The following is a 16,152-nucleotide window of genomic DNA, read 5'->3' on the forward strand; positions in this document are numbered from 1 at the left end:
CCGGCTTGCCGAGCCACGTCAGGCAGGCCTTGGCGAAGGGGCGTGACCGACGGATGGGGTCGCCGGTTCGAGTCCGGCTGGGGTCTCCACGATGCCATCCACTGTGTACGCGGAGAGCCGGGCTATCCTCGACGATGCTTTGCGTCGATGCCCCGTTCTTCCGACACCTCAGGAGCGTTTCGTGACAGCCGCTCACCCGCTCGGCAGTTCGTTGCTCATCGACAGCCGGTGGTGGACCGTGCGGGCCCGCCTCGACGCGGTCTCGACGACTCAGCGGTGGTCGGAGTACCTGATGGCCGCCGACGGGCAGCACACGTGGCTGGCGGTCGAGCTGCTGCCGGGCGGTGCCGAGACGGCCCAATGGCAGCGCTGCGACGCCCGGGTCCTGGGCTTCGATCCCGCCGACCCGAGGATCGGCGACGTCAAGCTGCGGGAGGTCGAGCGGGACACCGCCCGGTACGCCGTGATCGGCGATCTCGCCGGGCAGCTCGACGCCGACCGGGAGGGCGTGCTGCATTTCGTGGACTACGTCGGCGACGGCATCCGGGCGGCCACCGAGTGGTTCCGCGACGGCGGCCCGGTGTGGCTGGGCTACCGGCAGGCCGGCCTCTGAGTCGGGCCGTGTGCAAATGCTTGCAACTGCCCTGGCGTTTTTTGCACACCGGACGGTAAGGTGTCGGCGTGACGACCCGACTTTCCGCGGTGGCGAAGTTCGCCGGCGTCTCCGAGGCCACCGTGAGCCGCGTGCTCAACGGCAAGTCCGGAGTTTCCCAGGCCACCCGTGACACCGTGCTCACGGCCCTGGACGTGTTCGGCTACACCCGCCCGGAGCCGGTGCGCACCGATCGGGCGCGGCTGATCGGCCTGGTGCTGCCGGACCTGCAGAACCCGATCTTCCCGGCGTTCGCCGAGGCGCTGGGCGTCTCGCTGATCCAGCGTGGCCTGGTCCCGGTGCTGTGTACGCGTACCGCCGACGGCGTCTCCGAGGCGCACTACATCCAGATGCTGCTGGCCCAGCAGGTGGGCGGGATCGTGTTCGTCGGCAGCAGTTACGTCGACGCCGGTCCGGAGCAGTGCCGGCAGCTGGCCGAACGCAAGCTGCCGATCGTGCTGATCAATGCCGCCGACGAGAACCCCGCGGTGGCCCGGATCTGCGTCGATGACGAGGTCGCGGCCGAGCAGGCGCTGATCCACCTGACCGGGCTCGGGCACGACCAGGTCGGGCTGATCCTCGGCCCGAGCGGCCACGTGCCGTCGGCCCGCAAGCTGGCGGCGTTCGGCCGGTTCTGGGAGGCGCGCGGGGAGCGGCGCTGGCGGCGGTGGGTGGACCACACCGTCTTCACGCCCGAGGGCGGCCGGTCGGCGGCGCAACGCCTGCTCGCGGCCGGTGTCACGGCGCTGGTGTGCGGCAGTGACGCGCTGGCGCTCGGGGCGATCCGGGCCGCGCGCAAGCAGGGTCTCTCGGTGCCCGGCGACGTGTCGGTGATCGGTTTCGACGACTCGACGTACATGGCCGTGACCGATCCGCCGCTGACCACCGTCCGCCAGCCGGTACGCGCGATGGCCGCGGCCGCGATGTCGGCCTTGCAGGCGCAGCTCGACGGCCGGGCGGCGCCGTCGCAGGAGGTCCTGTTCGAGCCGGAGCTGATCGTCCGGGGGACGACGGGCCCGGCCCCCGCCTGAGTAGTACGCGCCCCTCCTCAGCCCGCAAGATCCCGCTTGGATCAGGGAAATCACCCGAATCTTGGTCCAAGATTACGTGCGCAACCCTGATCCAAGCGGGATCTTGGGGTCGATCCAAGCGGGATCCTGGGCGGCCAGCCATCGAGATCTATCGAAAATGCAAGCCTGTGCAAACAGATGACAGAGTTTCTTCAACTTTTTTGCGAAGACCTCTGGACTTCCGGGCGGCCGCCTCCCTATTCTTCTGCCTACGCCGCGCGGCCGTAACCGCCGGGCGACTGACGAGAAATGCGCAGTTAACACGCCACGGCTCCCTCGCCGTCGGCGGCCGCCGGGCCGGCATGGTGCCCGGGCAGGGGCATAGGGAAGGACTGCAAAAAATGAAGCGACGCTTGCTGGGCAGAACGCTCATCCTGGCCATGACTGCCGGGGTGGCGCTGTCGGCCGCCGCGTGCGGCGGCAAGGAGCCGGAGGCCGCGTCCGGCCCCGTCACGATCACCGTCAACGGCCTGCCGCCGGCCACCGAGACGGTCAACCGGGCGAACTTCGAGGCCGACGTCCAGGCGTTCGAGGCCAAGAACCCGAACATCAAGATCAAGGCGAACGAGGGGTTCATGGACCCGAAGACGTTCGCCGCGAAGATCGCCGGCGGCCAGCTGGAGGACGTCTTCTACGTCTACTTCACCGACCCGCAGTCGCTGATCGCCAAGCGCCAGGTCACCGACATCTCGGCGTACCTCAAGGACTTTCCGAACACCAAGGACGTCAACCCCGACCTGATGAAGGTGTTCACCGGTTCGGACGGCAAGGTCTACGGCCTGCCGTCGGCGAACTACTCCCTCGGCCTGGTCTACAACCGCACCCTGTTCACCAAGGCCGGCCTGGATCCCAACAGCCCGCCCAAGACGTGGGCCGAGGTCCGCGACGCGGCCAAGAAGATCGCCGCGCTCGGCGACGGGATCGCCGGCTACGGCGACTACAGCAAGTCCAACACCGGCGGCTGGCACTTCACCGCCGAGACGTACTCGCTGGGCGGCGACATCGCCACCAAGGACGGCGACACCTGGAAGGCCGCGTTCAACAGCGACCAGGGCCGCCAGGTCCTGCAGCAGCTGCACGACATGCGGTTCGTCGACGACACCATGGGCCAGCGCCAGCTGCTGGAGTACGCCGACCTGCTGCAGATGATGGCCGCCGGCAAGCTCGGCATGTACGTCGGTTCGCCGGACAACATCCCCACCATCGTGCGCCAGTACAAGGGCAAGTACGAGGACTACGGCCTGGGCGCGATCCCGGACGGCAAGGCGACCCTCGGCGGCGGCGACGGCTTCATGTTCAAGGCGGGCCTGAGCCCGGAGAAGATCAAGGCCGGCCTGACCTGGCTGAGCTGGAAGACGGTCAACCCGGACCGGATCGCCACCGACAACGAGAAGGCGTCCCAGCGCGGCGAGCCCGTCGGCCTGCCGCAGCCGAACATCTGGACCGGCGCGGCCGCGCAGACCTGGGCCGACGCCACCAAGAAGTACGCCAACGTGCCGTCGGAGAACTTCGCCCCGTTCGCGACCGGCAGCGCCGCCATCCCGCTGAAGCTGGAGCCGCCGGAGGCGCAGAAGGTCTACGCGGTCCTCGACACCGCGATGCAGAAGGTCCTCACCGACCCCAACGCCAACGTCGACCAGCTGCTCGGTGACGCCGAGAAGCAGGTCAACCAGATCCTGTCCGCGGTCAAGTGACCCCCTGCCGGTCCCGGGCGCACGACGGCCCGGGACCGGCCTCCCCGAGGAGGTTTGCCATGACCACGCTCGCGCCGAGCGTCTCCGAGCTCGCGCCGCCGCCGGCGCGTACCCGCGCGGCCGGTCGACTGCGCCGGCGGATCGCCGACAACCTGCAGGCGTACGCGTTCCTGTCGGTCGGACTGGTCTGCTTCGCCCTGTTCTCGTGGTATCCGCTGGTCAAGGGCATCATCCTGTCGTTCCAGCAGGACAACTTCGTCACCGACCCGGAGTGGGTCGGGCTGGACAACTACCGGGCGGTCCTCGACGACCCGCTGTTTCTCACCGCGTGGAAGAACACGTTCGAGTTCACCGGGCTCGCGCTGCTGTTCGGGTTCGCGGTGCCGTTCGTCATCGCGCTGGTGGTCAACGAGTTCCGGCACGCCAAGGGCTTCTTCCGGTTCGCGGTCTACCTGCCGGTCATGCTGCCGCCGATCGTGAGCGTGCTGCTGTGGCGGTTCTTCTACGACCCCGGTTCCGGCCTGTTCAACGCGGTGCTGTCGGGGGTGGGCCTGCCGACCTCGGACTGGACCCAGTCGCCGAAGATGGCGATGATCTCGCTCGTCCTGGTGGCGACCTGGGCGAACATGGGCGGCGCCACGATCATGTACCTGGCCGGGCTGGCCACCATCCCCGGTGAGCTGTACGAGGCCGCCGAGCTCGACGGCGCCTCGGTGTGGCAGCGCATCCGCCACGTGACCCTGCCGCAGATGCGCTTCGTCCTGCTGATCCTGCTGCTGTTGCAGGTGATCGCGACGATGCAGGTCTTCATCGAGCCCTACCAGCTCACCGGCACCACCAATCCCGACACGATCACCGTCATGATCCTCATCTACCGGTACGCGTTCACGGTCAACAACGACTTCGGCATGGCGGCCGCGATGAGCGTGCTGCTGTTCGTGGTGCTGGCCGCGTTCTCCGCGCTGTACGTGCGGCTGACCCGGAAGGCCGACGCATGAACACCAGCCGCACCCTGATCTCCGACGCCGACCTGCGCCGCGGCCGCGGCAAGCTGATCTACCGGATCGTGCTCGGCGCGATGGCGGTCGCCTTCGTCCTGATCTTCCTGTTCCCGCTGTACTGGATGGTCTCCGGGGCGGTGAAGTCGCCGGTCGAACTGGCCCAGCCGGTGCCGACGCTCATCCCGCACAGCTGGCATCCCGAGACGTTCGTCGACGCCTGGAAGAAGCTGAACATCGGGCCGTACCTGCTCAACACGGCGTACTACGCGCTCGGGGGGTGGCTGCTGCAGCTGACCGTCGACGTCGCCGCGGCGTACGCGCTGTCGAAACTGCGGCCGAAGTTCGGCAACGTGGTGCTCGGGCTGATGCTCGCCAGCCTCATGCTGCCCGCGTCGGCGCTGCTGGTCCCGGCGTACCTGACCGTGGCCGACGTGCCGGTCTTCGGGGTGAACCTGCTCAACACCCCGTGGGCGCTGTGGCTGCCGGGTGTGGCCAACGCGTTCAACATCTACGTCCTCAAGCGGTTCTTCGACCAGATCCCCGACGACCTGCTCGACGCGGCCGCGATCGACGGCGCCGGCCGGTTCCGGATGCTGTGGAACGTCGTCCTGCCGCTGTCGCGGCCGGTGCTGGCCGTCGTGTCGATCTTCGCGATCATCGGGTCCTGGAAGGACTTCCTCTGGCCGCTGCTCGTCCTGCAGGACCCGCAGACCCAGACCTTCAACGTGGCGCTGAGCCGGCTCGCCTTCACCGGCTACGTCACGACCAACGAGATGTTCGCCGGGCTGGCGATCGTCAGCATCCCCATGGTGATCGTCTTCATGGTCTTCCAGCGCAGCATCCTCAACGGGCTGTCCGCGGGAGCGCTCAAGGGCTGAACCGCCCGCCTGCCCACCACCACCACCGAGACCACCGCCGCCCGGCGCCCGCCGGGCCGGTCGGTGCTGCCCGCCGCACGGGGGAACCCTCACCGGAAGGAGTAACGCACATGCACCGCTCCGCTCCATCCCTGCGCGCACTGCTCGCCGCGACCGCCGCGGCCGTCCTCGCCGCCGCCGGCCTCTGGACCGCCACGGCCACCGCCGGCACCACCACCTACCAGGCCGAATCGGCCGCGCTGTCCGGCGGGGCCGTCACCGCCACCGACCACAGTGGATATACCGGCGCCGGCTTCGTCGGCGGTTACACCGATGCCGACAAGGGCAACGCCGCCACGACCTTCACCGTCAGCGCCGGCACCGCGGGCGGCTACCAACTGTCCCTGCGGTACGCCAACGGCACGACCACCACGATGACGCTGTCGCTGTACGTCAACAACGTCAAGACGGGCCAGATCTCCCTGCCCGCCACCGCGAACTGGGACACCTGGGGTACGCGTACCGACACGGTGACCCTGCCGGCCGGTGGCAGCTCGGTGAAGTACAAGTTCGACACCGCCGACTCCGGCAACGTGAACCTGGACAGCCTCACCGTCACCGACGTCGGGGCCCCGCCCGCGGGGCAGTACGAAGCCGAGTCGGCGGCCCTGTCCGGCGGCACCGCGGTCGCCACCGACCACAGTGGATTCACCGGCACCGGGTTCGTCGGCGGCTACACCGACGGCAACAAGGGCAACGCCACGACGTCGTTCACCGTCACCGCCGCGTACGCGGGGACCGCCACCGTGACCGCCCGGTACGCCAACGGGACCGGCGCGGCCATGACCCTGTCGATCTACGTCAACGGTACGAAGATCCGCCAGACGACCTTCCCGGCCCTCGCCAACTGGGACACCTGGGGCACGGTCGCCGAAGCGCTGACCCTCAACGCCGGCAGCGACACGATCGCGTACAGGTTCGACGGCACCGACTCCGGCAACGTCAACCTCGACAACATCACCGTCGCCGTGTCCAGCCCCAGCCCGACCCCGACGGGCAGCCCGACGACACCGCCGACCGGGCAGGGCTACGAGCTGGAGACCGCGTTCTTCTCCGGCGGCGTGAGCACCGCGACGAGCGTCGCCGGCTACACCGGCACCGGCTACCTCACCGGCTTCACCACCGTCGGCGCCCGCGCCATCCGCACCGTGAACCTCCCGGCCGCCGCCACCACCACGGTGACCCTCCGGTACGCGAACAGCACCGGCTCGGCCAGGACGCTCAGCGCGTACGCCAATGGTGTGAAGGCGGGGCAGATCAGCCTCGCGGCGGGAGCGGGCTGGCTGACGGCGACCCAGAGCCTGGCCCTGCGGGCGGGCGTGAACATCGTGGGTTACCAGTACGACAGCGGTGACTCCGGCAACGTGCAGCTCGACAGCGTCACGGTGAGCGGTGGCGCGGCGCTGGCCGCCCGCGGCGCGACGGTGCCGTACACCGAGTACGAGGCGGAGAACGCGAGCACCAACGGTGTCGTGCTCGGCCCCGACCGCACCTTCCGCACGATCGCGTCGGAGTCGTCCGGCCGCCGCGCGGTACGCCTCGACAACGCCAGGTACGCCCAGATCACGCTCACCCAGCCGGCGAACGCGCTGGTCGTGCGGGCGTCGATCCCCGACAACGCCGCCGGGACCGGCACCACCGCGCCGCTGGCGGTCTACGCCAACGGCACGAAGATCGCCGACCTGACCCTGTCGTCGGTCTACAGCTGGGTGTACGGCAGCTATCCGTTCCCCAACGACCCGTCGCTGGGCGGTGGGCACCGGTTCTTCGACGACACCCGGCTCAAGCTCGCCGCCACCTATCCGGTCGGCACCGTCCTGAAACTCCAGAACGACGGCGGTACGCAGATCACCGTCGACCTGATCGACACCGAGAACGTCGCGGCGGCGTACGCGGCCCCGGCGAACTCGCTCGACGTCACCGCGTACGGGGCGACGTCGGGGTCCGGGGACGACACGACGGCGTTCACCAACGCGGTCAACGCGGCGAAGGCGCAGGGCAAGAGTGTCTGGGTCCCGGCCGGCACCTTCGACCTCCCGACCCGGTTCAGCGTCGACAACGTGACGATCCGCGGCGCCGGCATGTGGTACACCACGATCCGCGGCGCCGCCGGACACGGCGGGTTCTACGCCACCGGCAACAACGTCCAGCTCGCCGACTTCACCATCGCCGGGGACGTCACCTACCGGGAGGCCGACGGCGCCGACAGCACCGACGCGGCGATGCGCGGCAGCTTCGGCACCGGATCGCTGATCGCCAACGTGTGGGCCGAGCACACCAAGGCCGGCCTGTGGGTCAACGCCGCCGACGGCCTGTACGCGGTCGGCGTACGCATCCGCGACACGTTCGCCGACGGCGTCAACCTCAACGACGCGGTCAGCAACACCCGGGTCGAGCAGAGCGTGCTGCGCAACACCGGCGACGACGCGCTGGCGATGTGGTCGCACACGGCATCGGTGACCAACAGCGCCTTCACGTTCAACACGGCCGCGCTGCCGATGCTGTCCAACACGGCCGCGATCTACGGCGGCAACGGCAACCGCATCGAGGACAACCTGTTCTCCGACACGGTGTACACCGCGACCGGCATCGCGATCAGCACCTGGCACGCGGCGCAGCCGTTCAGCGGCACGACCGTCGTGGCCCGCAACACGGTCACCCGGGCCGGCGGCTTCAACACCGACTGGAACTCCAGCCAGCCCGGCCTGTGGGTGTACGCCGAATCGCGCGACATCACCGCACCGGTCCTGATCCAGGACGTGTCCATCGTGGACAGCACTTATCAGGGCATCCTGCTCAGCTGGCAGAAGAACATCACCAACCTGACCTTCGATCACGTGTCCGTCACCGGCGCCGGCACCTACGGGATCGAGGCCAACGCCTACGGCAGCGCGTACGCGGCCTATCTGACGGTCAGCGGCGCCGCCTCCGGGGGGCTGTCCAACACCACCGGCTACACCTTCACCCGCGGCCCCGGCGACACCGGCTGGTAGCACCCGTCCGGGGCGCCGCCTTGTCGCTGAGTAGCGGCGCCCCGGGCACCACACCGAACCGCAGCACACCGAACCGCAGCACACCGAACCGCAGCGCCACGAACCAAGGAGCGACCGCATGCCCGCAACTCCCGACACCGGCACCACCGCCTGGTGGCGTACCGCAGCGATCTACCAGATCTACCTGCGCAGCTTCGCCGACGGCGACGGCGACGGCGTCGGCGATCTCGCCGGCCTGCGCTCGCGCCTGCCGTACCTGCGCCGCCTCGGCGTCGACGCCCTGTGGCTGACCCCGTGGTACGTCTCGCCGATGGCCGACGCCGGGTACGACGTGGCCGACTACCGCGACATCGACCCGGTCTTCGGCGACCTCGACCAGGCCACCGCGTTCCTCGCCGAGGCGCACGCGCACGGCCTGCGGGTGATCATCGACCTGGTGCCCAACCACTGCTCGGACCGCCACCCCTGGTTCCAGGCCGCGCTGGCCGACCCGGCGGCACCCGAACGTGACCGGTTCTGGTTCCAGCCCGGCCGGGGGGAGCACGGCGAGCTGCCGCCCAACGACTGGCAGGGCTACTTCGGCGGCCCGGCCTGGACCCGGACTTCTCATGGTGACTGGTACCTGCACATGTTCACCCCCGAGCAGCCGGACCTGAACTGGGAGAGCCCGGCGGTACGCGCGGAGTTCGAGGACATCCTGCGGTTCTGGTTCGACCTCGGCGTCGACGGCATGCGCATCGACGTGGCCCACGGCCTGACCAAGAAGCCCGGCCTGCCCGACGTCGGCCCCGAACCCGACCCGACCGACCTGCCCTACCAGGACACCGACGGCGTCCACGAGATCTACCGGGCGTGGCGGCGGATCAGCGACTCCTACGACGGCGAGCGGGTCTTCGTCGGCGAGGTGTGGCTGCCCACCCCCGAGCAGTACATCCGCTACCTGCGCCCCGACGAGCTGCACTCGGCGTTCAACTTCGACTTCCTGTGCGGGGCGTTCACCGCGCCCGCGTTGCGGAAGGTGATCGACGAGACGCTGGCCGTGCACCGGACGGTCGACGCGCCGCCGACCTGGGTTCTGTCCAATCACGACACCATCCGGCACGTCACCCGGTACGGCCGCGAGGACACCACGTTCAGCGTCAGCGACCGCCGCCACGGCGCGCCCAGCGATCCTGACCTGGGGCTGCGGCGAGCCCGGGCGGCGGCATTGCTCACCTTCGCCCTGCCCGGCGGCGTGTACGTCTACCAGGGCGACGAGCTCGGCCTGCCCGAGGTCGAGGACATCCCCGTCGACCAGCTGCAGGACCCGACCTGGCCGCGCTCGGGCTTCACCGACCGAGGCCGCGACGGCTGCCGCGTACCGCTGCCGTGGTCGGCCGACAGCCCGCCGTTCGGCTTCTCCGCGGACGGTGCCGCGCAGCCCTGGCTGCCCCAGCCGGCCGGGTGGAAGGCGCTCACCGTCGAGGCGCAGTCGGCCGACCCGGACTCCACGCTGTCGCTCTACCGGGCCGCGCTCGCGCTGCGCCGGCGGTTCGCGGCGCTGCCCGGCGAGCTCGTCTGGCTCGACGCGGACGGCCTGTCCGCCGCGGAGGGGGTCGTGGCCTTCCGCCGGGGCGACCTCACCTGCGTGGTCAACCTGTCCGCGCGGCCTGTCGCCCTGCCGCCGGGCGACCTCCTGCTCGCGAGCGGGCCGATCGAGGACGGCCGCCTGCCCGCCGACACCTGCGCCTGGCTGGTCGGCGTCACCGACAACTGAAGCACGACGCGCTGCCCGGCTCGCACTGCCCGGCTCGCGCCGCTCGGCTCGCCGGGTTGGGGAGATCTTGAACAGTGTCGCCAGGGCGGCACCAACCGTCCAAGATCTCGCCAGCCGCCCGCCATCCCACCCACCCATCACCAAGGAGCACGCCGTGCCCGGATCGCGTACGCGTACAGCAATATTGGTTGTGACGGCCCTGGCCGCGGCGAGCCTGGCGGCGCCCGCGCAGGCCGAGCCGGCGGTGCCGACCCTGCCGAGCCAGCCGGGCACCGCGCTGCCCCTGCCGGGGAACGCAGCGGGGGCGGCCGTGCCGTTCACCGAGTACCAGGCGGAGAACGCCCGCACCGACGGCAGCCGCCTCGGTCCCGACCGCGGCTACACCCGGCTTGTCGCCGAGGCGTCCGGACGGCGGGCCGTCGCCCTGGACGCGGGGGAGTACGTCGAGTTCGTCCTCGCGAAGGCCGCCAACGCCGTGGACGTCCGCTACTCCATCGCCGACGGCCCCGACGTCGCCCTGGCGGTCACCGTCGACGGGCGCCCCGGACCGCGGCTGAACCTGACCGCGAAGTACTCCCACGCGTACGGGCTGTACCCGTTCGGCAACGACCCGGCGACCGGCGGCCACCACCACTACTTCGACGACGTCCGCACCATGTTCGGCCGTACCCTGCCGGCCGGCACCCGCGTACGCCTGACCCCGGCGGCCGATGCCGTCATCGATCTGGCCGACTTCGAAATGGTCGCCGCGCCCGGATCCGCCCCGGCCGGCGCGCTGGACGCGGCGGCTTTCGGCGCCGATCCCACCGGCGCGGCCGATTCCGGAGCCGCGCTGCAGAGCGCCGCCGACGCCGCCCGCGAGCAGCACCGGCCACTGTGGATCGGGCCGGGCACCTACCGGGTCGACCGCAGGCTCCAGGTCGACGACGTCACCGTCCAGGGTGCCGGGCTGTGGTACACGGTTCTCACCGGCGACGGCGTCGGGGTGTTCGGCAACGCGGCCCCGACCCCCAGCAACGGCGTACACCTGGCTGGTTTCGCGGTCTTCGGGACCACGACCGGGCGCGACGACGCGACCGTGGACAGCGGGTTCGGCGGCGCGCTCGGCGGTGGTTCGACGATCAGCGACGTGTGGGTGGAGCACACGAAGGTCGGCATGTGGTTCGACGGCCCGTCCAGCGGCCTGACCGTCACCGGCGCGCGCATCCAGAACACCTGGGCCGACGGGATCAACCTGCACGACGGCGTCTCCGACACCACCGTGACGCAGACGTTCGTGCGCAACACCGGGGACGACGGCATGGCCATGTGGTCGGCGTCGCATGCCGACAGCGGGAACGTGTTCAGCCACGACACGGTCGCCGTGCCGCTGCTCGCCAACGCGTACGCGATCTATGGCGGCCGCGACAACGCCGTACGCGATTCCGTCGCCGCCGACACCGTGACCCAGGGCGGCGGTGTGCACGCCGGCAACCGGTTCGGCGCCGTCCCGCTCGCCGGGACGACGACGCTGTCGGGCAACCTGCTGGTACGCACCGGCAGCCTGGTTCCCAACGATCCGGTGCAGATCGGCGCCCTCTGGTTCTGGGCAGCCGACGAGCCGATCGACGCCACGATCTCGGTACGCGACACCGCGATCGTCGACAGCACCATGTCGGCCGTCCAGTTCTACGGCAAGAGCATCACGGGCGTCACGGTCGACCGGGTCGCCGTCACCGGCGCGGGCACGTTCGCGGTGCAGATCCAGGCCCCCGGCGCGGCCACGTTCCAGCGGGTCGTCGCGGTCGGGCTCGGCGCGGCCGGCGTACAGGCCTGCGGCGACGGGTTCACGCTGACCCGGGGCGCCGGCGATCTCGGCTGGTCGACGACCTCGTGCGGGCTGCCGTTGCGCGGCCAGCTGAACGTCGCGCCGGCCGACGGGATCGACTTCGGCTTCCGCAGCCTCGGCAGCACCGCCACGCGGCCGATCACGGTCACCAACCCGGGACCCGGCCCGGTGCGGATCACCGCCGTGCACCCGCCGGCCGGCTTCACCGCGGCGGACACCTGCGGCGTCCTGGCGGCCGGGCAGAGCTGCACGATCACGGTCGGCTTCGCACCCCGGACCGCCGCCAACTTCGCCGGGCGGCTGAGCATCGACAGCACGTCGCCCGCCGGTCCCTACGTCGTCGCCGTCGCGGGCATCGGGTTCGACCCCGACGGCAACCTCGCGCTGGGGCGTACCGCCACGGCCAGTTCCAGCTGCTGCTTCTGGCTGCCCGCCGCCAATCTCGTCGACGGCGACCCGGCCACCTACTTCGAGACCGCCAACAACGCGTTCCCGCAGACCCTGTCGGTCGACCTCGGCCAGGCGTTCACCGTCTCGCGGATCGTCGTGAAGCTGCCCGGCAACTGGGGTGGGCGTACCGAGACCATCGCCGTCAGCGCCGACGGTGCGCCGCTGCTGGCCGCCGCCGACTACACCCTCGACCCCGACACCGGCAACGTCGCCACGCTGAGCTTCCCGGCGACCAGCGCCCGCACGCTGACCCTCACGGTCACCGGCAACACCGGCTGGCCGGCCGCTCAGCTCTCCGAGATCGAGGTGTACGCGCGATAGCCCCACCCGCCACGGGGCGCATCGGTGCCGGTGCGCCCCACTACACTGTCCCGGTGGCACGCAGACTGGCCGAAGTGGCGAAACATGTCGGGGTCAGCCAGGCCACCGTCTCCCGGGTCCTCAACGACAAGCCGGGCATCTCGGACGCGACCCGGGCGGCCGTGCTCTCGGCGCTGGACGTCCTCGGTTACGAGCGGCCCGCGAAGCTCCGCGGCGACCGTGCCCGCCTGGTCGGGCTGATCCTGCCGGAGATGCACGACCCGATCTACCCCGCGCTGGCCGAGATCATCGCCGGTGCGCTGGCCAAACGCGGCTTCAGCCCCGTCCTGTGCCCCCGCGCGGGCGAGGACGTCACCGAGGCCGACTACCTGGAGATCCTCGCCGACCAGCACGTGTCCGGGATCATCTTCGCCAGCGGCGCCTACCAGTACACGACGGCGAACCACGACCAGTACGCGGCCCTGCGCGACCGCAGCCTGCCGGTTGTCCTGATGAACGCCACCATCCCCGGCCTGGAACTGCCGACCGTCTCCACCGACGACGAGCACGCGTTGGAACAGGCCTACGGACACCTCGCCGCCCTCGGCCACCAGCGCATCGCCCTCCTGCTCGGCCCGCACGACCACATCGCGTCGCTGCGCAAGCTCGCCGCGTACCGGGCGCTCCTGCCCGCCGGCGCCGACCACGGCCTGGTCCTGCACGCCGGGTTCACCATGCAGGAAGGCCAGGCGGCCGCGACCACACTCCTGCAGTCGGACGCCACCGCCATCATCTGCGCCACCGACGCCCTCGCCCTCGGCGCCGTACGCGCCGCCAAGCGAGCCGGGCGGCAGGTCCCCGCCGACGTCTCGATCGTCGGCTTCGACGACTCGACCCTGATGACGCACACCGACCCGCCGCTGACCACGATCCGCCAGCCGGCCGCGGCGATGGGACAGGCGGCCGTCGCGCTGCTGCTCGCCCAGATCGACGGCGACACGGTCAGCGCCGACGAGATGCTCTTCGAGCCCGAACTCGTGGTCCGGTCGTCCACCGGCCCGGCCCCCGCCCCCGCCCGCAAAGCCCCCGCCAAACCCCGCCGCTGACCCTCTTCCACGCCGCCCCGCCCGCGCCCCGCCCCCGCGCGTGCCTCCGCGCCGCGGACCCCCTTCTGCGACGATCTTGCGCGAATGTACCGGCATTCCGGGCATACGCCGCGAAATTCGGGACACTCGCGCAAGATCGTCGGAAAGAGTCGGCTACTCGTGGACCAGCCAGTCGTCGTTGGCGTGCACGATGTTGAGACTCAGCGTCGGGCAGTCGTACGCGCTGGGGTTCGGGCTGGCCGACGGCATCCACGTCGAGTTGGCGGCGGCCACCGGGATCCAGCTGCCGCCCGACAGGACGGTGATCGAGCTGCCCTCGAAGGCCACGCCCGCGGCTGAGATGTCGTCGCAGACGTAGGTGTGCCCGTTCGTCTTGACGTTGGAGTAGAACTCGTACATGTCCCAGCCCTGGGCCCAGCCGCTCTGGTCGCTGCCGGAGCTGGTGAACATGGTGTCCCAGGCTTTCGTGCTGTAGTTGTACAGCGTCGCCGTCCACGTGTTGGCCGCCGCGTTGGTCTGCTGTACGCGTACGGTGTAGGACGGGCGGCCGTTGACGGTGGTGCCGTACTTGGCCAAGAACGTGCTGTTGATGGTCATGGTGACCGCGGGGGCCACGGAGCCGCACCAGTCCCAGGCCCAGACCTGTGCGTAGGTTCTCGTGTGGACGGTGACGACCTCGATGCACGAGCCGTGCGGCGGTTTCATCGTGGGCGTGTAGAGGTAGTCTGCGGAGTTGCTGAGCCGGAAGGTCTGGTTGAGGGTGTGCGTGGCGGTCATGCCGGTCCACGCCGATGAGGGGAAGACGCCCCACCAGTTGTGCAGCTGGGCGTTGATCGTCGCGCCGCCCTGGGCGGCCTGGCGGCGCTGTTGGTTGACCTCGCGGAACGCGTCGGCGGCGTCGCCGGCCGCGGCGACGGCGGCGGGTCCGCGCAGCGCTCCGACGACCTGGCGGGTGCCGTCGCCGGTGACCGCGTTCGCGGGGGAGGCGGCGGTGGCAAGTCCGATAAGGACACTGAGGGTGGACACGGCGATGCGATGGGTACGCATGTGTTCGTCCTTTCGAGGGGTCAGGTGAACACGTCCTGCCGGTGTGACGGGTATGGCTGTTGATTCTGCATCTTCAAGCGATGATCATCAATAGAGCTCGGCGGTTCGACGGGCGGCGGATTCCTGTCCGCCGGCGAAACCGACAGGGTGAAAGCCGGCAGGGCCGATGAGTTTCCGGATGCTGCTTCGTCTCCAGTCCGTGAATCAGAAGGAGCAGGAGATGTGGATCAAGGTCAACGGTGTCGAGTTGTGCGCCCAGACCTTCGGGGACCCGGCGGATCCGCCGGTGCTGCTGGTCGGCGGCGTCACGATGCTCAGCTGGCCGGACGAGCTGTGCGCGGCGCTCGCCGGTCGGTATGTGGTGCGCTACGACCTGCGCGACGCCGGCCGGTCGACCTTCGTCGACCCGGACGATCCCGGCTACGACCTGCGGGACCTGGTGTCCGACGCGGCCGGGCTGCCGGCCGCGCTGCATCTGGGCCGCACGCACGTGGCCGGGATCGGGGTCGGCGGTTTCATCGCGCAACTGCTGGCGCTCGACCATCCCGACCAGGTCGCGTCGCTGACCCTGGTCTCCACCCGCCCGGTCGCGCCCGGCCCGGTCGATCCGGACCTGCCCGACCACTCGCCGGAGCTGATGGGGCAGCTGTTCGGACGGCCCAGGCCGGACTGGACGGATCGCGACAGCGTCGTCGACTACATGACCGAATCCGCGCGGCTGATGTCTGGATCGCGAGGCTTCGAAGAGCAGGACGCGCGGGCGGCCGCCGGGGCGATCTTCGACCGGGCGGGCGCCACCGCGGCTGCGCAGCGCGCCAGCCATCTCGGCACCATGTTCGCGGCCATCGACTGCCGGCCGCGGTGGCGCGAACGGCTCGGCGAGATCACCGCGCCGACCCTGGTGATCCACGGAGACGAGGACCCGTTCTTCCCTCATCGGAGTGGAGCCGTCCTGGCCGCGGAAATCCCCGGCGCCACGCTGCTCACCCTGCCCGGCATAGGGCACAGCCTGCCCCGGGTGACGTGGCCGACCATCGTGGACGCGCTGTCGCGCCACACCGCCTGACCGCCGCACAGTCACATCGCCGCATGGCCACGCTGCCTGACCGTCGCACCGGCCCGACGGTGCTGCTGGGACTGACGGGCGGCCGGGCTTGCCGGGGGTCGCTAGGCTCCCCTGGCCGTGGTGGATTCGGGCGTCGCCGGGCGGACGGCCGGCTGCGGCAGGCGTGGCGCCCTCGGACGGGACAGCTGCCGATGAACCCGGCCGTACCCGCGAAACCGTCGAGGGGGTCATAGCAGTACTCGTGTCGCGGATTTCCTCCATGTGGCTTTGTG

General features: G+C 70.5%; 11 protein-coding genes. 10 read left to right on the forward strand and 1 reads right to left on the reverse strand.

Translation table 11 applies throughout. The annotated features are described in order from the left end of the window. Positions 1 to 181: 181 nt before the first annotated feature. The 9 genes from G401_RS0123565 to G401_RS47855 all read left to right on the forward strand — a co-directional run bounded on the left by G401_RS0123565 (position 182) and on the right by G401_RS47855 (position 13,767). Positions 182 to 613 carry a DUF4178 domain-containing protein gene (locus G401_RS0123565; protein ID WP_027344429.1) on the forward strand — a complete coding sequence of 144 codons (432 nt, stop codon included), beginning with the start codon at positions 182 to 184 and terminating at the stop codon, positions 611 to 613. Between the two features lie 68 nt (positions 614 to 681). After that, positions 682 to 1,683, forward strand: a complete 1,002-nt coding sequence (locus G401_RS0123570) for a LacI family DNA-binding transcriptional regulator (protein ID WP_084557523.1) — start codon at positions 682 to 684, stop codon at positions 1,681 to 1,683. Positions 1,684 to 2,063: 380 nt separating this feature from the next. Beyond that, positions 2,064 to 3,416, forward strand: a complete 1,353-nt coding sequence (locus G401_RS0123575; RefSeq protein ID WP_034592812.1) for an ABC transporter substrate-binding protein — start codon at positions 2,064 to 2,066, stop codon at positions 3,414 to 3,416. 59 nt (positions 3,417 to 3,475) lie between these two features. Continuing rightward, positions 3,476 to 4,414, forward strand: a complete 939-nt coding sequence (locus G401_RS0123580; RefSeq protein WP_084557525.1) for a carbohydrate ABC transporter permease — start codon at positions 3,476 to 3,478, stop codon at positions 4,412 to 4,414. After that, a complete protein-coding gene (locus G401_RS0123585) occupies positions 4,411 to 5,295 on the forward strand; it encodes a carbohydrate ABC transporter permease (RefSeq protein WP_027344433.1) in 885 nt (294 codons plus the stop codon). The genes G401_RS0123580 and G401_RS0123585 overlap by 4 nt, the downstream gene beginning before the upstream one ends. A 110-nt stretch (positions 5,296 to 5,405) precedes the next feature. After that, on the forward strand, positions 5,406 to 8,327 hold the full coding sequence (locus G401_RS47850) for a carbohydrate-binding protein (protein WP_051367042.1): 2,922 nt from the start codon (positions 5,406 to 5,408) through the stop codon (positions 8,325 to 8,327). Between the two features lie 118 nt (positions 8,328 to 8,445). Beyond that, entirely contained in the window at positions 8,446 to 10,083 is a 1,638-nt protein-coding gene (locus G401_RS0123595; protein WP_027344434.1) for a glycoside hydrolase family 13 protein, read from the forward strand. Positions 10,084 to 10,273: 190 nt separating this feature from the next. Then, complete coding sequence (locus tag G401_RS0123600) at positions 10,274 to 12,682, forward strand: choice-of-anchor D domain-containing protein (protein WP_051367043.1); 2,409 nt, start codon at positions 10,274 to 10,276, stop codon at positions 12,680 to 12,682. A 53-nt stretch (positions 12,683 to 12,735) separates the two neighbouring features. Then, positions 12,736 to 13,767, forward strand: a complete 1,032-nt coding sequence (locus tag G401_RS47855; RefSeq protein ID WP_034592813.1) for a LacI family DNA-binding transcriptional regulator — start codon at positions 12,736 to 12,738, stop codon at positions 13,765 to 13,767. Between the two features lie 153 nt (positions 13,768 to 13,920). Here the strand turns inward: G401_RS47855 and G401_RS47860 are convergent, their stop codons facing one another. Then, positions 13,921 to 14,814 carry a hypothetical protein gene (locus G401_RS47860; RefSeq protein ID WP_051367044.1) on the reverse strand — a complete coding sequence of 298 codons (894 nt, stop codon included), beginning with the start codon at positions 14,812 to 14,814 and terminating at the stop codon, positions 13,921 to 13,923. Between the two features lie 199 nt (positions 14,815 to 15,013). Between G401_RS47860 and G401_RS47865 the strand changes: the two genes are divergently transcribed. Continuing rightward, the gene (locus tag G401_RS47865) at positions 15,014 to 15,880 is read left to right on the forward strand and encodes an alpha/beta fold hydrolase (RefSeq protein WP_211240824.1); all 867 of its coding nucleotides are present in this window, start codon (positions 15,014 to 15,016) and stop codon (positions 15,878 to 15,880) included. Positions 15,881 to 16,152 lie beyond the last annotated feature (272 nt).

This window comes from Hamadaea tsunoensis DSM 44101 (assembly GCF_000428945.1).
GTDB classification, from domain to species: domain Bacteria; phylum Actinomycetota; class Actinomycetes; order Mycobacteriales; family Micromonosporaceae; genus Hamadaea; species Hamadaea tsunoensis.